We start from the raw sequence: 23,475 nt of genomic DNA on the forward strand, positions 1-23,475 counted from the left end.
ATGTCTGCTGCCAAAACCAACTCATTCGATATCAAGCGCAGCCTGATTGACGCGATTCTCGCCGGGCTGATTTCCCTGATTGTCTTCGGACCCATCGTCGGCGTCGTGCTCGACGGCTACAGCTTCAACATGGAGCCCACCCGTGTCGCCTGGCTGGTTGCCGGCGTGATGGCCGGGCGTTTCCTGCTCAGCCTGTTTCTGCAAACTCCTAAAGGCCAGTCGATCCTGCAAGGTTTCGAAGGCAGCGGTTCGGGCGTGCACGTGTTGGCGCCGGACTACAAATCACGGCTGCGCTGGATTATTCCGGCGCTGGTGGTGATCGCCATTGTCTTCCCCTTCTTTGCCAACAAGTACCTGCTCACGGTCGTCATCCTTGGCCTGATCTACGTGCTGCTTGGGCTGGGCCTGAACATTGTGGTCGGGCTGGCTGGGCTGCTCGACCTGGGTTACGTGGCGTTCTACGCCATCGGTGCCTATGGCCTGGCGCTGGGCTATCAGTACCTTGGCCTGGGCTTCTGGACCGTATTGCCACTGGCAGCGATTGCTGCGGCGCTGGCTGGGTGCATTTTGGGCTTCCCGGTGCTGAGGATGCACGGTGACTACCTGGCCATTGTGACCCTGGGCTTTGGTGAAATCATTCGCCTGGTGCTCAACAACTGGCTGTCGTTCACTGGCGGCCCCAATGGCATGCCGGTACCTTCGCCAACATTTCTGGGCATCGAGTTTGGACGTCGAGCCAAGGACGGCGGGATCCCGTTCCATGAGTTCTTTGGCATCGACTACAACCCCAACGTGAAATTCCTGTTCATCTACATCGTGCTGTTCCTGGTGGTGATGGCGGTGTTGTACATCAAGCATCGGTTGACCCGTATGCCGGTGGGGCGCGCCTGGGAAGCCTTGCGTGAAGATGAGATTGCCTGCCGCTCAATGGGCCTGAACCATGTATTGGTAAAACTTTCTGCCTTCACTCTCGGTGCTTCTACCGCAGGCTTGGCCGGGGTGTTCTTCGCCAGCTACCAGGGCTTTGTAAACCCGTCTTCGTTCACTTTCTTCGAGTCGGCGTTGATCCTGGCCATCGTGGTGCTGGGTGGCATGGGCTCGACTGTCGGTGTCGTGATTGCAGCCTTCGTGCTCACCGTTGCCCCGGAGCTGCTGCGCAGTTTCTCCGAGTACCGGGTGCTGCTATTTGGGGTGCTCATGGTGTTGATGATGATCTGGAGACCGCGAGGCCTGATTCGTATCAGCCGCACCGGTGTAGTCCCGCGTAAAGGAGTGGCGCCATGAGCGATGACGTGATTCTCTCGGTCGACAACCTGATGATGCACTTTGGTGGGATCAAGGCGCTCAGCGATGTCAGTCTCAAGGTCAAGCGCAACTCTATCTTTGCCCTGATCGGCCCCAACGGCGCGGGCAAGACCACTGTATTCAACTGCCTGACCGGTTTCTACAAGGCCAGCGGCGGCAAGATCGAACTGAACATGCGCGGCACGCGTACCAACGTTATCCAACTGCTTGGCGAACGCTTTCGGTTGAGTGATTTCGTTTCGCCCAAACGCTTCATCAACCGACTGCACTACAAAATGTTTGGCGGTACTCACCTGGTCAACCGGGCGGGTCTGGCGCGGACGTTCCAGAACATTCGCCTGTTCAAGGAAATGTCGGTGGTGGAGAACCTGCTGGTGGCCCAGCACATGTGGGTCAACCGCAACCTGCTGGCCGGCGTACTTAACACCAAGGCCTACCGAAAAGCCGAAAGCGATGCCCTTGATCACGCCTTCTACTGGTTGGAAGTGGTCGACCTGGTGGACTGCGCCAACCGCTTGGCCGGTGAGCTTTCCTACGGCCAGCAGCGCCGACTGGAAATCGCCCGCGCCATGTGCACACGACCTCAGATCATCTGCCTGGACGAACCGGCAGCGGGCCTGAACCCGCAGGAAACCGAAGCCCTGAGCAGGATGATTCGAGTGCTGCGCGACGAGCACGACCTGACCGTCGTGCTCATCGAGCATGACATGGGTATGGTTATGAGCATCTCTGATCACATCGTGGTGCTTGACCACGGCAACGTGATCGCCGAAGGCGCGCCACAGGATATTCGCAACAACCCGACGGTAATCGCCGCCTACCTGGGTGCCGACGAAGAGGAGCTGGTATGACTGCACCCATTCTCGAACTCAAGGACCTGGATGTGTTCTATGGTCCGATCCAGGCTCTGAAAAAAGTATCGATGCACATCGATGAAGGTGAAACCGTGAGCCTGATCGGCTCCAACGGTGCCGGCAAATCGACCCTGCTGATGTCAATTTTCGGCCAACCACGGGCTTCTGGCGGGCAGATTATCTATCGCGGCACTGACATCACCCACAAGTCTTCGCACTACATTGCCTCGAACGGCATTGCCCAGTCGCCTGAAGGGCGCCGGGTGTTCCCGGACATGTCGGTAGAAGAGAACCTGATGATGGGCACCATTCCCATCGGCGATAAACATGCCAGCGAAGACATGCAGCGCATGTTCGAGTTATTCCCACGGCTCAAGGAGCGCCGCAACCAGCGGGCCATGACCATGTCGGGCGGGGAGCAGCAAATGTTGGCTATCGCCCGGGCGTTGATGAGTCGGCCTAAGTTATTGCTGCTCGACGAACCGTCGCTGGGCCTGGCGCCGATTGTAGTCAAGCAGATCTTCGCCACGCTCAGAGAACTAGCCAAGACCGGTATGACCATCTTCCTGGTTGAGCAAAACGCCAACCATGCGCTGAAGCTGTCTGACCGTGCGTATGTGATGGTCAACGGACAGATCCGCTTGACCGGTACCGGGCAAGAGTTGTTGGTCAACGAGGAAGTACGAAACGCCTACCTTGGTGGGCATTGAGTCGATCAGAAAAGTAGCCCTGCGATGCAGGGCTTTTTTTTGTCCACAGCTTTGTGGAAAACCTTACGAGCACTTCCTTTGCGCCGCGACACAAAGTCGCTGCAAGCGGATGTTTTGTCGAGGTTTTGAGTTGTCCACCATTGGTGTGGAAGCGGCTGTGGGTAACTTGGTAGCACCTTGCTGTAAGCCTTTATCTATAAGGCTTTCAGCGCTATGATCGTTTTTTGATCAAGTGTTCGGTAAAGATTTTTGCCGGCCATTGTCAAGTCTTTTGTAGGTACGCTACTTTGGCGCAAATCCATAGCATGGGCCTGTGGATAAGTCTGTGGGCAAGCTTTGGAAAGAACGCTGTAGGCAGCGCGCTGATAGGCCTTGAGCCATCATCGAAAATGCTGCTATGGCGGCCGCGGATGACCTGAGGTCAATTGGACGGGTTGCGGTCAAGGAAAATACTTTCGAGTTATCCGTAAGGCCAGAAATATCGAGGAAAAGTTGCCCCCGGATTTTGTGCAAGAGACTGTGGATAAGGTGAGCAAAGCTTGCTGCAACCCTTATAGATCAAAGGTTTCGTGCGTTTGGTTGTTTTTTGTGCAGTGCAAGTGTGCTTGCTGGCGAGGGTTGCGCCGGGCATTCTGCCGCTCCGTGATACCGACCTTGCAAGGAGTAACCGATGACTTCCACTCTATTCATCACTGGCGCGACCTCAGGCTTCGGCGAAGCTTGTGCCCGTCGATTCGCCGAAGCAGGCTGGTCGCTGGTGTTGACTGGTCGCCGTCAGGAGCGCCTGGATGCGCTATGTGTAGAGCTTTCCAAAAAGACTGAAGTGCATGGCCTGGTCCTGGATGTGCGGGACCGCGGGGCCATGGAGAGGGCGATTGCCAACTTGCCGCCATCGTTCGCCAAACTACGTGGGCTGATCAACAACGCAGGTCTGGCCCTGGGGGCCGAACCTGCGCCCAAGTGCGACCTGGACGATTGGGACACCATGGTCGACACCAATATCAAAGGCTTGATGTACAGCACCCGCCTGCTGCTGCCACGTTTGATCGCGCATGGCCGGGGCGCCACCATTCTGAACGTGGGGTCAGTGGCGGGTACTTATCCGTACCCTGGCAGCCATGTCTACGGTGGCACCAAGGCATTTGTCGCTCAGTTTTCCTCGAGCCTGCGCTGTGACCTGCAAGGCACGGGCGTGCGCGTGAGCAACATTGAACCGGGCATGTGTGAGAGCGAATTTTCTCTGGTGCGTTTCGGCGGTGACCAGGCGCGCTATGACGCGACTTACGCCGGCATCGAAGCGATTCAACCACAGGATATTGCCGAGACCATCTTCTGGGTTCTCAATCAGCCGGCTCACATCAACATCAACAGCATTGAGCTGATGCCGGTGCGCCAGACCTTGGCCGGGTTTGCGATTGACAGGTCGGGAGAGGCCTGATGAAGGTATCGCGGGACGCGTCCCGCGATAGCATCAGATTTGCTGCTCCAGCCCCTGCAGGCAGGTGGCCAGATGGTAAGGCGTGGTCGACGGCATATCGCTGCGGCTAACAGCACCATTGGCATCGCGGCACTCGTACCAGCCACCGGCATGCAAGAAGTCGCGTTGTAGCGCCTGAAGCTGGGTGAGAACCTTGTCGGCGCTGTTTGGGCGCAGGGCCAAGGCCCGCAGGTACTCGGCTTGAGCCCAAATGCGCTGGCTAGCATCGCGTACCTGGCCATCGCTGCCGAGCATGGACAATGCCGCCGTACCCTTCACCCCGCATTGCTCAGCGTAGGCAAATGCCCGGTCGAGGGACGCGTGCAGCTCGCAGCCACGCAATAGTGGCGAAGACTCGAGAAGATAGAACCATTCGAACTGATGCCCTGGCTCGAACCAGTTATCCACAGCGTCGCGAGGTTTTTCCAGCATCACCCCATGATCAGGGTCGACGAAGTGCGTTTGCATGGCAGTCGCCAGGTTTTGCAGCGCGCTCTGCACCGCTTCATCGTCGCGCACGGCCAATGTGGCGAGAAACGCTTCGGCCAGGTGCATCAACGGGTTCTGAAGCGGGCCGCTACCTAGGTCCGACCAATCTTCATCAAGACTGGCTTCATACAGCCCATCATCTCGGCCGAAACGCTCAGCGACGATGCTCAGGGCAGCATTGAGCGTGGACTCGACCAACTGTTCACGCACCTGTCCCCAGTAATGAGCGCAGGCAAAAATGATGAAGGCGTGGGTATAAAGGTCTTTGCGCCGATCCAGCGGTTTGCCCTGGGCATCGATGCTGTAGAACCAGCCGCCATGCTCGGCATCGTGGAAGTGCCGTTGCAGCGAGCGAAACAGGGCGCCCGCACGCTCGCGGGCACCCGGCTGTTCGATCCGGCTGCTGAACAGGTACAGCTGGCGAGCACAGGCCATGGCTCGGTAACGCTGTACGGGCAGGGGCTGATGCTGAGGGTCGAGGGCTTCGAAAGGCAGCGCCATTTCTGCATTCCAGCCCGGACCTTGCCAGAGCGGCACAATGCGCTGGGTAAAGTGCGTTTGCACCTGTTCAAGCAGGGCAGGCAGTTCAGGCTGGGCAGTTCGAAGGTCGGGCATGGAGAAGAGTCGTCGCGATCAGTGCGTTTGCGCGCATGTTAGCAGGAAACGGTTATCAGATTGGCGTGCCGAGCCCTTGCCAATGCTTGGCACCGACAAAAATGAAGCGCAATTGTTGGGTGATCTTGTCTTGGGCGCTCAGCGGCTGCGCGCTGCCGTCTGCAGGCTCGTCGATCAGCTCTGGCAAGGTGGCAAACACGGTTTTAACCACCAGGTCGGCTATGACCGAAAGGGCGTCGTTATCCAGGTGTTGCCAGCGCGGCATGCGTGCAAGGTCAGTGGCCAGGTCCGAGCTGATGCCGTCGCGCAACGTGGCGATCGCCTGACGCACAGGCTGCGAGCCACCATATTGTTCGCGTGCCAGGAATAGAAATTGCGCGCGGTTGGCGGCAACCACATCGAGGAAGATCCGCACCGAGGCATCGGTGATACCGCCGAGTTCGATCTCATTGTGGCGCACCAGGCGGATGGTCTGGCGAAAGGTTTCGCCGACTTCGTTTACCAGGGCCAGGCCGAGTTGGTCCATGTCGGTAAAGTGACGGTAAAAGCCTGTTGGCACGATACCCGCACACTTGCTCACTTCGCGCAGGCTGATACTGCCGAAGCCTCGGCCACTTTCCATCAATTGGCGGGCGGCATCCAGTAAGGCTTGGCGGGTCTGTAGTTTTTGTTCGGCGCGCGGCAGCATGGCGAATATCGGCTGGCAGTGAAACAGCCCTGCACTCTAATAGCCTGCGCCAGGAAAACAAAGCCCGGTCAGTTGACCGGGCTGGGAGGGGAGCTGTTGCAAGGCTGGTATCTGTTGTTTTCTGGCATGGGCGTTAGCTTACGCGTTGGTTTTTTTCGATCAGGCGATCAGAGCCGCCTTCAGCAACGCGTACGTTACGCTCCAGCAGACGATCCGAGCCACCTTCGGCGACGCGGTTATTGCGCTCCAGAAGACGATCCGAGCCACCTTCGGCGACGCGGTTGTTGCGCTCCAAGAGACGATCCGAGCCGCCTTCTGCCAGGGGGTTCAGCGGTTGCGAGATAACCGTAGTGCTGGTGCGCGATTCAGCGGTCAGGCTTTGTTCGCTGGCTGGAATGGCGAAAGCATTGGCAGCCAGGATGGACAGGGACAGGCTCAGCAGCAATTGGCGTTTCATTGTTCGGTGCTCCTCGGTGGGGCTGGAAAGTGAGTACGGAGCCAATGCTACGCTCGGGGGCGGCAGATAAAAGTTCATAAAGATAATGGTAACAATCAACGGAATTGATGTTTTGCAGCGAGGGCTCTAGTTCAGTCTTTACAGGCTGCAGAGGAGGTTTTGAGGTGCTGTTGGCAAGATGGATTGCGACGTTCATTGATGAGTAACCGAGGGGAAATCCTGTTTTTTCGTCGTCAATTTAAACCCCTGGGGTTTTCATCAGTCCCATAGTTTAAGTGCCATCAAAACGCCCACCTTCTGTCTGGTGGTCGTCAGGAGAATCATGCAATGACGCGCCCCGTGAAAATCCTTACCTGGACCCTCGCCAGCTTGATGCTGGTCCTCGCACTTGTGGTGATCGTCATTGCCACGTTCGACTGGAACCGGATCAAGCCGACCCTCAATGCCAAGGTCTCAGAGGCGCTGCACAGGCCCTTCGCCATTAACGGCAATCTTGCTGTGCGTTGGCAGCGCGAGCCTGAGGAGGGTGGTTGGCGAGCTTGGGTGCCGTGGCCGCGCTTCATCGCGGACGACTTGACGCTGGGTAACCCGCAGTGGCTCAAGGAGCCGCAAATGGTGGGCCTCAAACGTGTGGAGTTTCGCTTGTCGCCCGTGCCGTTACTGTTCCAGCGTATCGTGATTCCACGTATCGATTTGAACCAGCCCACTGCCAGCCTGAAGCGCCTGGCAGACGGGCGCGCCAACTGGACCTTCGACTTCGGCCCCAAGGATGAGAATGCCGAACCGTCGCCGTGGGTGCTGGATATCGGCGCCATCGGTTTCGACAAGGGCCAAGTAAGCCTTGATGACCAAACGCTGAAAACCACCCTGGATGTGCAGATTGATCCGCTCGGCAAACCTATACCTTTCAGCGAGATCGTTGGTAAGGCCTCGGCGCAGAAAGCTGGCAATGCCCAAGACTATGCATTCGGTCTCAAGGCCAAGGGACGTTACAAGGGCCAGGCGCTTTCCGGCTCTGGCAAGATTGGCGGGCTGTTGGCGTTACAGGATGCCAGCCAGCCATTCCCCCTGCAGGCCGACATTCAGATCGCCGATACCCGTGTAGCGCTTGCCGGTACCCTGACTGATCCGCGTAACCTGGGCGGGCTGGACCTGCGCCTGCGCCTGTCCGGCGCCAGCCTGGGTAACCTCTATCCGCTTACCGGTGTAACTCTGCCGGACTCGCCGCCTTATTCCACTGACGGGCATCTGACGGCCAAATTGCATGAGCCTGGGGGGGCGCTGTTTCGCTATCAAGGCTTCAACGGCAAGATTGGTGACAGTGATATTCACGGCGACCTCACCTTCGCCTCCAAACAACCACGGCCCAAACTCAGTGGCAATCTGGTTTCCAATCAATTGCTGTTCAAGGACCTTGCGCCGCTGATCGGTGCAGACTCCAACGCGGAGCAAAAGGCTCGGGGCGGGGCCAGCAAGCAACCTACGGGCAAGGTGCTGCCGGTCGAGGAGTTTCGTACCGAACGTTGGCGGACCATGGATGCCGACGTGACCTTCAGCGGCAAACGCATCGTTCACAGCGAGGATCTGCCCTTCACCGATCTTTCCAGTCACTTCGTTCTCGACGATGGCGTGCTGCGCCTGGAGCCGCTGCGCTTTGGTGTGGCAGGCGGCAAGCTCGATGCGCAAATACGTCTCGATGGGCGTGCTGTACCGTTACAGGGGCGGGCCAAACTCAGCGCCAGAGGCTTCAAGCTCAAGCAGTTGTTCCCGACATTCGAGCCGATGAAGACCAGTTTCGGCCAGCTCAATGGCGATGCAGATTTGAGCGGTCGCGGCAACTCGGTGGCGAAGTTGCTGGCAACTTCCAATGGTGAGTTGAAAATGCTCATCAACGATGGTGCGATCAGCCGCGGCTTGATGGAAATTGCCGGGCTCAACGTTGGCAACTATGTGGTGGGACAATTGTTCGGTGACAAGGAAGTGAAGATCAATTGCGCGGCGGCCGACTTCGGGATCAAGGACGGCTTGGCGACCACCCGGTTGTTCGTCTTCGATACTGAAAACGCGATCATCTATATCGACGGAACGGCCAATTTTGCCAGTGAACAGCTGGATCTGAAAATCAATCCCGAGTCCAAGGGCTTGCGCCTGTTCTCATTGCGTTCACCCTTATATGTGCGCGGGCCTTTTGCCAAACCAAGCGCAGGTGTACAGGCGGTGCCGTTGGCCTTGCGCGGGGCGGGTATGGTAGCGCTGGGGCTGGCAGTCGGCCCGGCGGCGGGCCTGCTGGCGTTGGTGGCGCCGGGTGGTGATGTGCCCAATCAGTGCACGCCGTTGCTGGAGCAAATGAAGTCGGGCAAGGCACCGCGATCAGTTAAAGCGGGTTAGAAAGTCTAGGAGGTTTCGCCGGTGGCAGTGGGCTTGCTCCGCAATGGAGCAAGCCCTGCTTGCTGGGAATGGGTAGGGTTCAAAGCCCTTTGAGTAGGTCTGCCATGTCGTCGGCGTGTTCTTCTTCCTGCGCCAGGATGTCTTCGAAGATGCGTCGGGTCGTTGGGTCGGATTCGCCAATGTACTGGATGATTTCGCGGTAGCTGTCGATGGCGATCCGTTCGGCAATCAGGTCTTCAAGGACCATTTCCTTGAGGTTGCTGCCAGCAACGTACTGGGCGTGGGAATTTTTGCTCAGGTTGTCCGGGTTGAGGTCCGGCTCGCCGCCCAACTGCACGATGCGTTCAGCCAGCTTGTCGGCATGCTCGAGTTCCTGGTTGGCATGTTCGAGAAACTCGTCAGCGGCTACGCTGGCCTTGATCCCGCTGGCCATGTAGTAGTGCCGTTTGTAGCGCAATGCGCAGACCCACTCGGTGGCCAGCGACTCATTGAGCAGGCGCAGGATTTTTTCTCGGTCGGCACTGTAGCCTTCGGTCACGGCGCCTTGTTCGACATGCTGGCGCGCACGTTCGCGCAAGGTTTTCACATCGGTCAGTTCAACGGTGCTCATTGTCATCTCCAGGCTGAAAACGGATTGCTTCACGCTCTGTAGGCGCATTGCTTGCGCAAGGTTTGAACAAGCAATGCGGTGAGAGTTTTATACCTTGGCTTTGGCCTTCTCGACGGCGTCGTCATCTTGCTGACGTTGTTCGCAGGTCTTGAAACCCTTGTCATCGACATGTCCGGTGGCATCAAAGCGCACGTAGTAGGCCTGTTGCTTGCCTTCTTGGTTGAGGATGTAGTTGTTGCAGGTGCCACCATGAGGCAGATCGATCACCGTGGAAGGGCTGCCGCCAATGGCTATGACCCGTTGCATGGTCATACCGTCCTGCACTTGTTTCACCAGGGGCGCATCACGGTAGGTGACGTAGTCGACGGGGTTTTCCGGGCGGCTGCCGCACGCGGTCAAGGCGGTGGTGGCCAGAAGGATTGCCAGGGTCTGTTTGTACATGGTCATGCTCCTTGCTGAAGGTCTACAGGGTTGGAACCACAGCGAACGTCCGGAGTTCGATTGCGATTGCCATTGAAGTGCCTGTAGTGTTGGACCACTTTCCACGGAACGGGGATTGCAGCCATGGCCCAAGGGCTTGCCACGCGTTATCCACTGGTGCTGGTACCGGGCATGCTTGGTTTCGTTCGACTGCTGCTGTACCCCTACTGGTTCGGTATCGTTTCAGCCCTGCGCCGGGGCGGCGCCAAGGTCTTCGCCATTCAGGTGTCACCGCTCAACTCCACCGAGGTGCGCGGTGAGCAATTGCTGCAGATCATTGAAGACATTCGGCGGCGCACTGGTTGCGATAAGGTCAATCTGCTCGGCCATAGTCAGGGCGCGCTCACCGCTCGCTATGCGGCGGCCAAGCGACCGCAATGGGTGGCTTCGGTGACCTCCATTGCCGGGCCCAACCACGGCTCGGAGCTGGCTGACTACCTACTGGAACATTACCCTGCCGACAGCGCCCGAGGGCGTTTGCTCAAGGCTTTTTTGCATGCACTCGGGATACTGATGGGCTGGCTCGAAACCGGCTGGCACGGCCCCCGGCTACCCATCGATGTGCGCGCTTCGCACCATGCCCTGACATGCGCTGGCGTTGCCCTGTTCAATCAGTCTTATCCACAGGGCTTGCCCAGCACATGGGGCGGTGAGGGGGCGGCCGAGGTCAACGGTGTGCGCTATTACTCCTGGTCCGGTACGTTGCAGCCCGGCCTCACTGACAAGGGCTTGAACCGCCTGGATGGCAGTAACCGTTTCTGTCGTTTGTTTGCGCGCACCTTCGTGCGTGAGTCCGGTCAGTGCGATGGCATGGTCGGGCGCTACAGTTCACACCTGGGCCAGGTGATCGGCGATGACTATCCGCTCGACCACCTGGATATCGTCAATCAGTCATTGGGCGCGGTAGGCAAGGGCGCCGATCCGCTAAGGCTGTTCACCGAACATGCGGCGCGGCTCAAGGCTGCGGGGTTGTAGCGGGTACCGGACGCACTGGGGTTTTCCAGCGTTCGGCAAGGATTACGCCGGCCAGGGTCATCAGGCCGCCGACCAGGTGAAACAGCGCCAGTTGTTCATCCAATACCACTGCCGCGATCACCGCTGTAATCGCCGGCAATAGGTTGAAAAACAGCGTGGTGCGGCTTGGCCCCAGGCGGGTAACCGCCTGCATCCAGGCCAGTGGAGCAACCATCGAGGCGAGCACGCAGGCGTACAGCACCAATCCTATGTTGCCGGTGTCGAGGCCGGTTTTTTCCGAGAACAGAAACAGCGGGAACAGCACAATGATCGCCACCAGCACCTGCAAATACAGCAACAGCAGTGGCGGGAGCCGTAGCTGCCATTTTTTCAGCAAGGTGCTGTACAGCGCGTAAGCCAGCGTGGCGATCAACATCAGCGCATCGCCGCCGTTGAGGCCATGTTGCAGGAGCAAGCCCAGGTCGCCGCCCGACACCACGACCAACACGCCGATAAATGACACCAGCGCCCCGATCAAGGCGCCGAAAGTCAGGCGCAGGCCCAGGCTGAGGATGGCCATTGCCAGGGACATCAGCGGCATCAGCGAGAGGATGATGCCCATGTTGGTTGCACTGGTTACGGCGGCGGCGAAATAGGCCAGGCTCTGGTACACCGCCATACCCAGCACGCCGAGAATGAAAATCTTGCCCAGGTTCGGGCGGATTTGCGCCCAGTTGCGCAGCATCGGCCTCAGCAGGAAGGGCGTGAACAACAGCCCGGCCAGCAGCCAGCGATAGAAGCCGATTTCGGCGGGGAAAATTGCTCCGGCCGACATTTTGGTGATCACGGTGTTGCCGGCCCAGATCAGGATAGCCAGCAGCGGGAACGCATAATTCATGTTGCAGAAACTCGTGTGGGTACAGGACGCTATTATCCACCTGTCTGTCCTGTTGCTTATACTTGTATCCAGACAATCGGCCCATTGATCCAGACAACATGTCACGCAAATACGTCAATATCCCCACATTCGCTGCCTTGCCGGCACCGGTGTACTTCCGCTACGACGAGTTCGGTGCCGATACCCACGGCCCTGCGCATCGTCATGACTGGGGACAACTCAATTACACCGCCCACGGCATCATGCACCTGGAGATTGACGGGCAGCGTTTTGTCTCGCCGCCGCATTATGCGGTCTGGGTGCCGCCGGACACTGAACACAGCTGCTACAACCCTCAGGCCATCGTCTACCGCTCGGTGTATCTGGACCGTGCGTTGTGTCAGGCATTGCCAGCGAAGCCGTGCACACTGGTCATCAGCGAGATCCTCAAGGCCATCCTCGGCGACTTTGCCCGGCGTGACGTCAACATTCCCGAGAACGAAGCTGATCAGCGTCTGGCCCAGGTGCTGGTCGATCAACTGTGCCTGGCGCCAACCCAAACCTGCTTTCTGCCCTTTGCTCGCAGTGCCGGCCTGGATGGCATTCTCCAGGCGCTGCAGGTGGCCCCTGCCGACAATCGTCCATTGGCCGATTGGGCCGCCAGTGTGCACGTCTGTGAACGCACCCTGGCGCGACAATTTTTGCGGGAGCTGGGCATCAGCTTTGGCGAGTGGCGTTTGCGCCTGCGCTTTCTGTGTGCGATCGAGGCGCTGGAGAAGAATCTGCCGATCCAGCAGATTGCCTATGACCTGGGCTACAGCAGCCCCTCGGCGTTTATTGCCATGTTCCAGCGTCATGCCAACTGTACGCCGGAGCAATATCGACGTCAGGCTCGCACTGCTACTATGCCTGCCCGGTGAAGGCTGGCAGACTGCGCCTTTCCCTGCAGTTGTCCTTTGAGGTTGTATGACCTTCACCCCGCGCCAGATCAAAATGGCCAGTTGGATCATCGTGTTCGCCGGCCTGCTGCTGGTGCTTCCGCTCAAGTTGTTGCCCAGCCTGCTGGCGGGCCTGCTGGTGTTCGAACTGGTCAATATGCTCACCCCCAAGTTGCAGCATTTGATTGCCGGAGAGCGTGCGCGCTGGTTGGCGGTGGCGTTGCTCGGCACCCTGGTGGTCAGCACCCTGACGCTGCTGTTTGCCGGCGCGATCAGCTTTTTGCTGCATGAGGCGGAGAATCCTGGTGCATCGCTGGACAAGTTCATGCTGCTGGTGGATCAGGCTCGCGGACAGTTGCCACCTTTCGTTGATGCCTACCTGCCCGCCAGTGCAGCGGAGTTCAAGGTGGCTATCGGTGTATGGCTCAAGACCCACCTGGGAGAGTTGCAACTGGTGGGCAAGGGCGCTGCGCATATGTTCGTCACCTTGTTGATCGGGATGATCCTTGGCGCAATTGTGGCGTTGCAGCGTCTGCCTGATATCTCCCGTCGTAAACCGCTGGCCGCGGCGCTGTTCAATCGCCTGGCGCTGCTGGTGCAGGCGTTTCGCAATATCGTTTTCGCGCAGATCAAGATTTCCCTGCTCAACACCTTTTTCACCGGGATCTTCCTGGCGGTGGTGTTGCCGATGTTCGATGTGCACCTGCCGCTGACCAAAACCCTGATTGTGCTGACGTTCCTACTGGGCTTGCTACCGGTGATCGGTAATCTGATCTCCAACACCTTGATCACTATCGTCGGTTTGTCGTTGTCGATCTGGGTGGCCATGGCGGCGCTGGGCTATCTGATTGTTATCCACAAGGTCGAGTATTTTCTCAACGCACGGATCGTCGGCGGGCAGATCAGCGCCAAGTCGTGGGAACTGCTTTTGGCAATGCTGGTCTGTGAGGCGGCGTTCGGGCTGCCGGGCGTGGTGGCGGGGCCGATCTACTATGCCTACCTCAAGAGTGAGCTGAGGCAGGCCGAGCTGGTGTGAGGCGTTGCTCGCGGGGCAAGCCCGCTCCTGCCGGGAGGGTCCGGTGGAGTGGGCTTGTACAAAAAGCCATCAACCGTAGCGTTTGCGCGCCTCAATCGCCAGACCGCTGCCGATGCTGCCAAAGATATTGCCTTCAACATGGCGTGCATTGGGCAACATGGCTGCCACGCTCTGGCGCAACGCCGGAATACCGCTGGAACCGCCGGTAAAGAACACTGTATCCACCTGGGCGACACCAACGCCAGCCTTGCTCAGCAGTTCGCTGACACTGCCGCGAACACGCTCGAGCAGGTTATCGATAGAAGCTTCGAACAGTGCGCGGGACAGGTCCACGCTCAATCCGGCCTCAACGCGCTTGAGGTCTACCAGGCGGCTGTCGGTATGGGTCAGCTCGATCTTGGTTTCTTCCACTTCCATGGCCAGCCAGTGGCCTGCGCGCTGTTCGATCAGTTTGAACAGGCGGTCGATGCCATTGGTGTCTTCGATGTCGTAACGCATGCTGCCCAGCGCGAGCTGGGATTTTTGCGAATAGACCGAGTTGATCGTGTGCCAGGTGGCCAGGTTCATGTGGTGACTGGTAGGCATGAACGCGCCGCTTTTCATGCGGCTGCCGTAGCCAAACAGCGGCATTACACCTTGCAGGCTCAGTTGCTTGTCGAAGTCAGTACCGCCGATGTGTACGCCGCCCGTGGCTAGAATGTCACTTTGACGGTCATCGATCATGTGGCGCTCAGGGGCCAGGCGAACCAGAGAGAAGTCCGAGGTACCACCGCCGATGTCGACGATCAGCACCAGCTCTTCACCCTGGATGCTCGACTCATAGTCGAACGCTGCGGCAATGGGCTCATATTGGAACGACACTTCTTTGAAGCCGATTTTCTTCGCAACTTCAGCCAGGGTGTCTTCGGCTTCCTGGTCGGCAGCCTGGTCGTCATCGACAAAATGTACCGGGCGGCCCAGCACGACTTCGTCGAAAGCACGGTCAGCGTTGGCTTCGGCGCGCTTCTTCAGCTCACCGATGAACATGCCCAGCAGGTCCTTGAACGGCAGTGCGGTGCCAAGCACGCTGGTGTCGTGCTTGATCAGCTTGGAGCCCAGCAGGCTCTTGAGCGAGCGCATCAGGCGGCCTTCATAACCTTCGAGGTATTCGTGCAGGGCAAGCCGGCCGTAGGCTGGGCGGCGCTCCTCGATATTGAAGAACACTACCGACGGCAGGGTGATCTTGCCGTCTTCCAGGGCGATCAACGATTCCACACCAGGGCGGTGCCAGCCGACGGTGGAATTGGAGGTGCCAAAGTCGATGCCGCAGGCACGGGCCGGGGATGCGTCATTCATGGGTTGTACTTCCGGGGGAAAAACGGCCGCGCAGTTTATGCCAGTGGCCAGCAGAATCAAGACCGATTATCTGCTTTACAGCAAACCCAAGGGTGCCTTGAAAGGCTATGCTTGACCCCAATCTTCAGAAGCATTGAACAACTGATGGTGATTCCTTAGATGGACTTCAAAGACTATTACAAAATACTTGGCGTAGAGCCCAGTGCGGATGACAAGGCGATCAAGACCGCCTACCGCAAGCTTGCGCGCAAGTATCACCCCGACGTCAGCAAAGAACGCGACGCCGAAGAAAAATTCAAGGAAGCCAACGAGGCCTATGAGGCCTTGAGCAACCCGGAAAAACGCGCCGAGTACGACGAGCTGCGCAAGTACGGCCAGCATGGCCGTCCGTTCCAGGGGCCACCAGGCTGGGAAAACCGCAGTTCGGGCGGTTTCGAAGGGGGCGACTTTTCCGACTTCTTCAGCTCGATCTTCGGTGCACGTGGCGGCAACGGCAATCCTTTTGGCCGCGGCCAGCAACGTAGCGCCGGTCGGCGAGGGCAAGACGTGGAAATGGAACTGGCGATTTTCCTTGAGGAAACCCTGTCCGGCGAATCCAAGCAGATCAGCTTCCAGGTTCCGCAGTACAACGCCAACGGCCAGCGTACCGGTTTCACCACCAAGACCCTGAATGTAAAAATTCCGGCGGGTGTGACCGACGGCGAGAAAATTCGCCTTAAGGGCCAGGGTGCTTCGGGTATTGGCGGCGGCGCCAACGGCGACCTGTTCCTGACCGTGCGCATGGCACCGCACCCGCTGTTCGATGTCGAAGGTCACGACCTGATCATCACCGTGCCTCTGGCACCCTGGGAAGCCGCGCTTGGCACCAAGGTGGCGGTACCGACGCTGACCGGCAAGATCAACTTGACCATTCGTCCGGACAGCCAGAGTGGCCAGCGCCTGCGAGTCAAGGGCATGGGCCTGGCGAACAAGCAGGGCGAGCGTGGTGATCTCTACGCGCAGTTGAAAGTGGTAATGCCTAGCCAGAGCGACGACGCAACCCGCGAGCTGTGGAGCAAGTTGGCGCAAAAGGCAGCGTTCAATCCGAGGACTCAATGGAGTAATTGATCATGCGCAGTACCCTGGTCGTTCAACTGGACATGCAGACCCTTTGTCGGGAAGCCGATCTACCGGCGGCCTATGTGATCGAGATCGTCGAACACGGCATTGTTGAACCTTCCGGGCGAACGCCGGAAGAGTGGTTGTTTGACGATCAGGCTGCGGTGTTGGCCACGCGCGCGGCGAAACTGCAGCGCGAGCTTGAGCTTGAGTGGGAAGGGGTGGCCCTGGCCCTGGAGTTGCTGGAAGAGGTTCAGCAACTGCGCAGTGAGAACAGCATGCTCAAACAGCGCCTGGGCAGGTTTGTCCAAGACTGAAAGGCGATCACACCCTCCGCGTGGGGACGGGCTAGTCCCCGCGAGGCCTTACAGTAATTTGTAATACAGGGCTGTGGGCCGATAGCTGCCGTCCGGGCTGCAGGCGTACTGGGGAATTTCTCCGGCCTTGGTATAGCCAAGCGATTGATAGAATGCCTCGGCCCCAGACCCGGCCTCGGTATCGAGGTACAGCAAACCGCGCTGCTTCTGTCGTGCCGAGGCCTCCAGCGCCTGCATCAACTGCTGACCCAACCCCCGGCGCCGTGCCGAGCTATGCACCAGCAACTTTTGCACCTCGGCGCGGTTCAGGCCGTTGAGCTTCTGGCACAGCCCCAACTGTACACTGCCCAGTACTTCCTGGTTGTTGCTGACAACCCAAAGCAGAAGCTCACCGCTGATCATGCGCTGTTTGACTTCATCGAGGTAGCTGTTGGCCTGCTGCGCATCAATGTGTTCCAGAAAGCCTACCGAGGCGCCGTGGCGTACGGCATCAAGCAGCAACGTCAGCAGACCGTCGCGGTAGTGAGTAAAGCTTTCATGGGTGACACGATTGAGGTGCGCTGCATTCATAAAGCTTCACTCCAATGAGCGTGGGGAGGCGCCGGGGTTGAGGATCAACTGCATAAAGGTCAGGTCGAGCCAGCGCCCGAACTTGACGCCCACCTGTGGCATCTGCCCGTTGAGGGTAAAACCCAGGCGCTCGTGCACACGGATAGAGGCCGCGTTGCCGCTCTCGATGGCGGCGACCATCACATGCTTGTCGCACGCTCGGGCGCGCTCGATCAGTGCCTCCATCAGCGTGGGGCCCAGGCCGTTGCCGCGTTGATCGTTGCGGATGTACACCGAGTGTTCGACCGTATGGCGAAAGCCTTCAAAGGGTCGCCAGTCACCGAATGAAGCATAGCCGAGCACTTCACCGCTGATGCTGTCCGCCGCCACCAGAATCGGGTATCGCTGGGCCTGGCGGGCATCGAACCAGGCTTGGCGATTGGCTAGATCAACGGGTTGTTCATTCCAGATCGCCGTGGTGTTGAGCACGGCGTCGTTGTAGATGTCGCGAATGCCCGGCAGATCGGCAGTTCCGGCGTCACGAATCAGATAAGTCATGGCAGCTTCTCGGACGTTTGCAAAATAGTGCTCAGGTTAAATGGTTACCAGGCCGCGTACACCTTCGGCCTCCATGTTTTCGCCGCGTCCGGCCTGCACAATTTCGCCCCGGGACATCACCAGGTACTGGTCGGCAAGCTCGGCGGCAAAGTCGTAGAACTGCTCGACCAGCAGGATGGCCATGTCCCCCCGGGCGGCCAGCTTACTGATAACCGCACCGATCTCCTTGATGACCGAAGGTTGGATACCTTCGGTAGGCTCATCGAGGATCAGTAAGCGGGGCTGACTGGCCAGGGCGCGGCCGATTGCCAGTTGCTGTTGCTGGCCACCGGATAAGTCCCCACCACGGCGGTGCTTCATTTGCAGCAGGACCGGGAACAGCTCATAGATGAATGGCGGGACGCTTTTGGCCTGACTGGCGCCGAAGCGCGACAGCCCCATCAGCAGGTTTTCTTCAACGCTCAAACGCGGAAAAATCTCCCGGCCCTGAGGTACATAGGCAATCCCGGCCTGCACGCGCTGGTGTGGCTTGAGTGCGGTGATGGTCTTGCCTTCCCAGTGCACGCTACCTTCGCGGGTGGGCAACAGGCCCATCAGGCAGCGCAGCAACGTGGTCTTGCCAACACCGTTGCGACCTAGCAGGCAGGTGACCTCACCCACCTTGGCCTCGAACGACAGGCCGCGAAGAATATGGCTGCCACCGTAATATTGGTGCAGAGAGTCGATTTTCAGCATGTAGTTGTCCTTGCCCCGCGATAGGGTCGAATCAGCGCCCCAGATAAACCTCGATCACCCGATCATCTGCCTGCACCTGCTCAAGCGAGCCTTCGGCCAGCACGCTGCCTTGATGCAGCACCGTGACATGGTCGGCAATGCTGCCGACAAAGCCCATGTCGTGCTCCACCACCATCAGCGAATGCTTGCCCGCCAGGCCCTTGAACAGTTCGGCGGTGAACTCGGTTTCGGCGTCGGTCATGCCCGCCACTGGCTCGTCGAGCAGCAGCAGTTGTGGGTCCTGCATCAACAGCATGCCGATTTCCAGAAATTGCTTTTGGCCATGCGAGAGCAAGCCGGCCGGGCGCTGAGCTTGGGTGTGCAGGCGAATGGTGTGCAGGACTTCGTCGATACGGTCCTTCTGCTCGCCGTTCAAGCGTGCGAGCAGGCTCGCCATTACCGACTTGTCAGCCTTCTGCGCCAGCTCCAGGTTCTCGAACACACTCAAGGCTTCGAACACCGTGGGCTTCTGGAACTTGCGGCCAATACCGGCCTGGGCGATCTGCACTTCGCTCATGCGGGTCAGATCCAGGGTTTCGCCAAACCAGGCCATGCCTGTTGTTGGCCGGGTCTTGCCGGTAATCACATCCATCAGCGTGGTTTTACCGGCGCCGTTGGGGCCAATGATGCAGCGCAACTCACCGACGCCGATGTACAGATTCAGGGCGTTGAGTGCCTTGAAACCGTCGAAGCTGACACTGATGTCCTCAAGGGTCAGGACGGTGCCGTGCCGTGTATCCAGACCTTCGCCTCGCGCTTGCCCAAGACCGATGGCCTCGCGCCCGCTACCTGCACCAAGGACCGGTTCGAGCATGAATTCCAGATGGACTGGCGGCAGGGGTATCGCTCTCATTGTTCACCTCGTTTCTTCAACAGCCCGACCACCCCTTTGGGCAGGTACAGGGTGACCAGAATGAACAGCGCCCCCAGGCAGAACAGCCAGTACTCGGGGAACGCCACGGTGAACCAGCTCTTCATGCCGTTGACCAGGCCTGCGCCCAGCAGCGGGCCGATCAGGGTGCCGCGACCGCCCAGGGCCACCCACACTGCAGCCTCGATGGAGTTGGTCGGCGACATCTCGCTGGGGTTGATAATGCCTACCTGCGGCACATACAGCGCCCCAGCCAAGCCACAGAGCACGGCGCTGAGTACCCAGACAAACAGCTTGAATCCCCGTGGATCGTAGCCACAGAACATCAAGCGGTTTTCGGCATCGCGTAGCGCGGTCAGCACCCGGCCGAACTTGCTTCGCGCCAGGCGCCAGCCCAGGTAAAGGCTCAGTACCAGTAATGCGACAGTCAGCAGGAACAGCACCGCGCGGGTGCTTTGCGCGGTGATCTGAAAACCGAGAATACTGCGAAAGTTGGTGAAGCCATTGTTGCCACCGAAGCCGGTTTCATTGCGAAAGAACAGCAACATCCCGGCGAACGTCAGGGCCTGGGTCATGATCGAGAAGTACACCCCCTTGATGCGCGAGCGGAAGGCGAAGAAGCCAAACACCAACGCCAGCAAACCAGGTGCCAGCACTACCAGGCACAGGGCCCAGGCAAAGTGCTGGGTACCCGCCCAATACCAGGGCAGTTCGGTCCAGGACAAGAAGGTCATGAATGCTGGCAAGCCATCACCCGCGGCTTCGCGCATCAGGTACATGCCCATCGCATAGCCGCCGAGGGCAAAGAAGAGGCCGTGCCCCAGTGAAAGCATGCCTGCATAGCCCCAGACCAGATCAAGTGCCAGGGCAACAATGGCGTAGCAGAGGATCTTGCCGACCAGCGTCAGGGTGTAGGCCGACACCTGCAGGCTGTGCCCCTCGGGCAGCAACGACAGCAACGGCAAGGCCAGCAATACCAACAGGACCATAGCGCCAACCGCCAGGGTCCAACGCGCGCCGGCCTTCTGGCTGGCGATAACAAGCAGAGGCTGGTTCATCAGTCGATTACCCGTCCCTTGAGTGCGAAGAGACCTTGCGGGCGTTTCTGGATGAACAGAATGATCAGCGCAAGGATGAGGATCTTGCCGAGCACAGCACCGATCTGCGGCTCCAGCAGTTTGTTGGCGATACCCAGGCCGAATGCCGCCCAGAGGCTGCCTGCCAGTTGGCCGACGCCCCCAAGTACCACCACCAGGAAAGAGTCGATGATGTAGCTCTGGCCGAGGTCCGGGCCGACGTTGCCAACCTGGCTCAGGGCAACCCCCCCAAGCCCGGCAATGCCGGATCCCAGGCCAAACGCGAGCATGTCCACGCGCCCGGTGGGTACGCCGCAGCAGGCCGCCATGTTGCGGTTCTGGGTGACGGCGCGCACGTTCAGGCCCAGGCGCGTGCGGTTGAGCAGCAGCCAGGTCAGCAACACCACGAACAGGGCGAAGCCGATGATCACCAAGCGGCTGTAGGGCAGGACAAGATTGGGCAGCACCTGAATTCCGCCAGAGAGCCAGCCAGGATTGGCCACTTCGACGTTTTGCGCGCCGAACAACAGGCGTATGGCCTGGATCAGGATCAGGCTGATACCCCAGGTAGCCAACAGGGTTTCCAAAGGTCGCCCATATAGATGGCGGATCACCGTGCGTTCCAGCAACATGCCCACGCCGGCACTGACGCAGAAGGCCACGGGCAAGGCGATCAGCGGGTAGAACTCGATGGCGCTCGGCGCGTAGCGTTGCAGCACAACCTGCACCACGTAGGTGGCATAGGCGCCGAGCATCAGCATTTCACCGTGGGCCATGTTGATCACCCCGAGCAGGCCGAAAGTGATCGCCAGCCCCAAGGCTGCCAGCAGCAGAATCGAGCCCAGTGACAGGCCACTGAATGCCTGGCCGAGCAGCTCGCCAATCAACAACTTGCGCTTGACCTGGGCCAGGCTGGTTTCGGCAGCGGTGCGCACCTTGCTGTCGCTTTCTACGCCCGCTTCGAGCAAGGCTTCAAGCCGCGTACGGGCCATGGGGTCGCCGGTTTCACCGAGCAGGCGCACCGCCGCAAGGCGTACGGCAGGGTCGCCGGCAACCAGTTGCAGATTGGCCAGCGCCAGCCCGAGGGCGGCATGTACGGCGGCGTCTGCTTCGCTGGCGAAACGCCGGTCGAGGAACGCTACTTGTGCGGGCTGCGCACTTTTCTGCAACTGCTGGGCGGCAGCCAGGCGTACCTGGGCGTCATTGCTGAGCAGTTGGTGGCTGGCCAGGGCGTTATTCACAAGGCCGCGCAGTCGGTTGTTAAGGCGCAGCTTGCGCGAGTCGGTGGCGCTCAGGCGGCCTTGCTGCAGTTGAGTGAGCAGTTCAAGCCGGGCAGGGTCCGGTTGCGCTGCCCAGTCCTGAAGCAAGCGAGCCTGCTCGTTGGCTTTGGCTGCAATGAAGTAGTCGGCATCGCTGGCCTGGGCGCTGAAGGGCAGCAGCAAGAGACCGAAGAAAAGGCACCAGAGAGCCTTGGGCATGACAATGTCCTTGTGGTGTGGGTGGGGGCGCTATCGCGGGGCAAACCCGCTCCCACAGGCGGTCGCGGTGGTAGCGGGCGTGCTCAGCGATTGGCTCAGTTACCCTTCACCGCATAGTCCGGTCGCTTGTCATTGCCGGGGATAAACGGGCTCCAGGGTTGCGCACGCAGCGGCTGCTCGGTTTCCCAGACCACATTGAACTGACCGTCGTCCTGGATTTCGCCGATCATCACCGGCTTGTGCAGGTGGTGGTTGGTCTTGTCCATGGTCAGGGTGTAGCCCGACGGGGCCTTGAAGCTTTGCCCGGCCAGGGCTTCGCGGACCTTGTCGACGTCAGTGGACTTGGCCTTTTCCACCGCCTGGGCCCACATGTGGATGCCGACGTAAGTGGCTTCCATCGGGTCGTTGGTTACCGCCTTGTCGGCGCCCGGCAGATTCTTGGCCTTGGCGTAGGCCTTCCAGTCACTGACGAATTGGCTGTTGACCGGGTTTTCCACTGACTCGAAGTAGTTCCACGCGGCCAGATGCCCGACCAACGGTTTGGTATCGATGCCGCGCAACTCTTCTTCACCTACCGAGAAGGCCACCACTGGCACGTCGGTAGCTTTCAGGCCCTGGTTGGCCAACTCTTTGTAGAACGGCACGTTGGAGTCGCCGTTGACCGTGGAAATCACTGCGGTCTTGCCGCCTGCAGAGAATTTTTTGATATTGGCAACAATGGTCTGGTAATCGCTGTGGCCGAAGGGGGTGTAGACCTCTTCTATGTCCTTGTCTGCTACGCCTTTGCTGTGCAGGAAGGCGCGCAGGATTTTGTTGGTGGTGCGCGGGTAGACATAGTCGGTGCCGAGCAGGAAGTAGCGCTTGGCCGCGCCGCCGTCTTCGCTCATCAGGTACTCCACTGCCGGAATCGCCTGCTGATTAGGCGCAGCACCGGTGTAGAACACGTTGGGCGACATTTCTTCACCCTCGTACTGTACGGGGTAGAACAGCAGGCCGTTGAGCTCCTCGAACACCGGCAGTACCGATTTGCGCGACACCGAGGTCCAGCAACCGAAGACCACCGCGACCTTGTCCTGGGTCAGCAACTGGCGGCCTTTCTCGGCGAACAGCGGCCAGTTCGATGCCGGATCGACCACCACCGCCTCGAGCATCTTGCCGTTGACGCCGCCCTTGGCATTGATTTGCTCGATGGTCATCAAGGCCATGTCCTTGAGCGAAGTCTCGGAGATCGCCATGGTCCCGGACAGCGAATGCAGGATGCCGACCTTGATGGTCTCGGCGGCCTGGATACTCCAGCTCAGCCCCATCGCCGCGATGGACGCGCTGAGGGTGAATGCCTTGATCAGACTGCGACGCTTCATAGTGCTCTCTCCGATGAGTTCGAATGTGCGGTAAGGCAGATGGCGACTTCTGGAGAGAGCTTTAGCAAGGGCTGTGCCGGAACCTGCAAGGGCTCTGGCACGGGCGTCAGGAGATGGAAAGGCGAAAATCTGCACCGGCCTGGGGCTTTATCCGACAGGCGGTGCAGCCGATTGCGCTGC

At 59.3% G+C, this 23,475-nt stretch carries 23 protein-coding genes and 1 pseudogene; 10 read left to right on the forward strand and 14 right to left on the reverse strand.

Features of this window, described 5'->3' with window-relative positions; all coding sequences use genetic code 11:
- From livM to H8F21_RS25680, 4 genes are all read left to right on the forward strand, one after another.
- Positions 1-1,284, forward strand: coding sequence for a high-affinity branched-chain amino acid ABC transporter permease LivM (gene livM / locus H8F21_RS25665; protein WP_136478385.1), 1,284 nt, complete (start codon positions 1-3; stop codon positions 1,282-1,284).
- Positions 1,281-2,156: an ABC transporter ATP-binding protein gene (locus H8F21_RS25670; protein ID WP_203478817.1), complete on the forward strand. Its 876-nt coding sequence runs from the start codon at positions 1,281-1,283 to the stop codon at positions 2,154-2,156. Before livM ends, H8F21_RS25670 begins: the two co-directional genes overlap by 4 nt.
- Positions 2,153-2,869: an ABC transporter ATP-binding protein gene (locus tag H8F21_RS25675; protein WP_203542842.1), complete on the forward strand. Its 717-nt coding sequence runs from the start codon at positions 2,153-2,155 to the stop codon at positions 2,867-2,869. The genes H8F21_RS25670 and H8F21_RS25675 overlap by 4 nt, the downstream gene beginning before the upstream one ends.
- 670 nt (positions 2,870-3,539) lie before the next feature.
- Positions 3,540-4,307, forward strand: coding sequence for an SDR family oxidoreductase (locus H8F21_RS25680; protein ID WP_203585616.1), 768 nt, complete (start codon positions 3,540-3,542; stop codon positions 4,305-4,307).
- A gap of 33 nt (positions 4,308-4,340) precedes the next feature.
- On the opposite strand, the gene H8F21_RS25685 is transcribed toward H8F21_RS25680, so the two are convergent.
- The 3 genes and pseudogenes from H8F21_RS25685 to H8F21_RS25695 all read right to left on the reverse strand — a co-directional run.
- Positions 4,341-5,450, reverse strand: coding sequence for an AGE family epimerase/isomerase (locus H8F21_RS25685; RefSeq protein ID WP_203478820.1), 1,110 nt, complete (start codon positions 5,448-5,450; stop codon positions 4,341-4,343).
- 55 nt (positions 5,451-5,505) lie between these two features.
- Positions 5,506-6,138 (reverse strand): TetR family transcriptional regulator, encoded by a 633-nt coding sequence (locus H8F21_RS25690; RefSeq protein WP_203478822.1) that lies wholly within the window; start codon positions 6,136-6,138, stop codon positions 5,506-5,508.
- 136 nt (positions 6,139-6,274) lie between these two features.
- Positions 6,275-6,595, reverse strand: a pseudogene (locus H8F21_RS25695) (hypothetical protein); the annotation flags it as partial.
- Between the two features lie 327 nt (positions 6,596-6,922).
- Between H8F21_RS25695 and H8F21_RS25700 the strand changes: the two are divergent.
- Positions 6,923-8,983, forward strand: a complete 2,061-nt coding sequence (locus tag H8F21_RS25700; protein WP_203478826.1) for an AsmA family protein — start codon at positions 6,923-6,925, stop codon at positions 8,981-8,983.
- A 79-nt stretch (positions 8,984-9,062) separates the two neighbouring features.
- Here the strand turns inward: H8F21_RS25700 and H8F21_RS25705 are convergent, their stop codons facing one another.
- The gene (locus H8F21_RS25705) at positions 9,063-9,593 is read right to left on the reverse strand and encodes a ferritin-like domain-containing protein (RefSeq protein WP_203478828.1); all 531 of its coding nucleotides are present in this window, start codon (positions 9,591-9,593) and stop codon (positions 9,063-9,065) included.
- An 87-nt stretch (positions 9,594-9,680) separates the two neighbouring features.
- Positions 9,681-10,034: an osmotically-inducible lipoprotein OsmE gene (gene osmE, locus H8F21_RS25710; protein ID WP_203478830.1), complete on the reverse strand. Its 354-nt coding sequence runs from the start codon at positions 10,032-10,034 to the stop codon at positions 9,681-9,683.
- Between the two features lie 123 nt (positions 10,035-10,157).
- Between osmE and H8F21_RS25715 the strand changes: the two genes are divergently transcribed.
- Positions 10,158-11,048 (forward strand): lipase family alpha/beta hydrolase, encoded by an 891-nt coding sequence (locus tag H8F21_RS25715; protein ID WP_203478832.1) that lies wholly within the window; start codon positions 10,158-10,160, stop codon positions 11,046-11,048.
- Here the strand turns inward: H8F21_RS25715 and H8F21_RS25720 are convergent.
- Complete coding sequence (locus H8F21_RS25720; protein WP_203478834.1) at positions 11,029-11,925, reverse strand: DMT family transporter; 897 nt, start codon at positions 11,923-11,925, stop codon at positions 11,029-11,031. The two genes, H8F21_RS25715 and H8F21_RS25720, sit on opposite strands and share 20 nt — an antisense overlap.
- A 98-nt stretch (positions 11,926-12,023) precedes the next feature.
- On the opposite strand from H8F21_RS25720, the gene H8F21_RS25725 reads away from it, so the two are divergent.
- Both H8F21_RS25725 and H8F21_RS25730 read left to right on the forward strand, forming a co-directional pair.
- Entirely contained in the window at positions 12,024-12,824 is an 801-nt protein-coding gene (locus H8F21_RS25725; RefSeq protein WP_203585617.1) for an AraC family transcriptional regulator, read from the forward strand.
- A 46-nt stretch (positions 12,825-12,870) separates the two neighbouring features.
- Positions 12,871-13,878 carry an AI-2E family transporter gene (locus tag H8F21_RS25730; RefSeq protein WP_203478843.1) on the forward strand — a complete coding sequence of 336 codons (1,008 nt, stop codon included), beginning with the start codon at positions 12,871-12,873 and terminating at the stop codon, positions 13,876-13,878.
- A 69-nt stretch (positions 13,879-13,947) separates the two neighbouring features.
- On the opposite strand, the gene H8F21_RS25735 is transcribed toward H8F21_RS25730, so the two are convergent.
- A complete protein-coding gene (locus tag H8F21_RS25735) occupies positions 13,948-15,213 on the reverse strand; it encodes an Hsp70 family protein (protein ID WP_203585618.1) in 1,266 nt (421 codons plus the stop codon).
- Positions 15,214-15,372: 159 nt separating this feature from the next.
- Here H8F21_RS25735 and cbpA point away from each other — a divergent pair, with 159 nt between their 5' ends.
- A complete protein-coding gene (cbpA, locus tag H8F21_RS25740) occupies positions 15,373-16,320 on the forward strand; it encodes a curved DNA-binding protein (RefSeq protein WP_203478847.1) in 948 nt (315 codons plus the stop codon).
- Positions 16,321-16,322: 2 nt separating this feature from the next.
- The gene (locus tag H8F21_RS25745) at positions 16,323-16,628 is read left to right on the forward strand and encodes a chaperone modulator CbpM (protein ID WP_203585619.1); all 306 of its coding nucleotides are present in this window, start codon (positions 16,323-16,325) and stop codon (positions 16,626-16,628) included.
- Between the two features lie 48 nt (positions 16,629-16,676).
- Here the strand turns inward: H8F21_RS25745 and H8F21_RS25750 are convergent, their stop codons facing one another.
- The 7 genes from H8F21_RS25750 to urtA form a co-directional block, all read right to left on the reverse strand.
- Positions 16,677-17,198, reverse strand: a complete 522-nt coding sequence (locus tag H8F21_RS25750; RefSeq protein ID WP_203542850.1) for a GNAT family N-acetyltransferase — start codon at positions 17,196-17,198, stop codon at positions 16,677-16,679.
- Between the two features lie 6 nt (positions 17,199-17,204).
- A complete protein-coding gene (locus H8F21_RS25755; RefSeq protein WP_203542851.1) occupies positions 17,205-17,735 on the reverse strand; it encodes a GNAT family N-acetyltransferase in 531 nt (176 codons plus the stop codon).
- 36 nt (positions 17,736-17,771) lie between these two features.
- Positions 17,772-18,470, reverse strand: a complete 699-nt coding sequence (gene urtE / locus H8F21_RS25760; protein ID WP_203585620.1) for an urea ABC transporter ATP-binding subunit UrtE — start codon at positions 18,468-18,470, stop codon at positions 17,772-17,774.
- A 31-nt stretch (positions 18,471-18,501) separates the two neighbouring features.
- Entirely contained in the window at positions 18,502-19,362 is an 861-nt protein-coding gene (gene urtD, locus H8F21_RS25765; protein WP_375547297.1) for an urea ABC transporter ATP-binding protein UrtD, read from the reverse strand.
- Positions 19,359-20,438: an urea ABC transporter permease subunit UrtC gene (urtC, locus tag H8F21_RS25770; RefSeq protein ID WP_203542852.1), complete on the reverse strand. Its 1,080-nt coding sequence runs from the start codon at positions 20,436-20,438 to the stop codon at positions 19,359-19,361. Before urtC ends, urtD begins: the two co-directional genes overlap by 4 nt.
- Positions 20,438-21,934 (reverse strand): urea ABC transporter permease subunit UrtB, encoded by a 1,497-nt coding sequence (urtB, locus tag H8F21_RS25775; RefSeq protein WP_203478862.1) that lies wholly within the window; start codon positions 21,932-21,934, stop codon positions 20,438-20,440. Before urtB ends, urtC begins: the two co-directional genes overlap by 1 nt.
- A 95-nt stretch (positions 21,935-22,029) precedes the next feature.
- The gene (urtA, locus tag H8F21_RS25780; RefSeq protein WP_136478363.1) at positions 22,030-23,295 is read right to left on the reverse strand and encodes an urea ABC transporter substrate-binding protein; all 1,266 of its coding nucleotides are present in this window, start codon (positions 23,293-23,295) and stop codon (positions 22,030-22,032) included.
- Positions 23,296-23,475 lie beyond the last annotated feature (180 nt).

The sequence above is a fragment of the Pseudomonas arcuscaelestis genome, from assembly GCF_016881005.1.
Lineage (GTDB): Bacteria > Pseudomonadota > Gammaproteobacteria > Pseudomonadales > Pseudomonadaceae > Aquipseudomonas > Aquipseudomonas arcuscaelestis.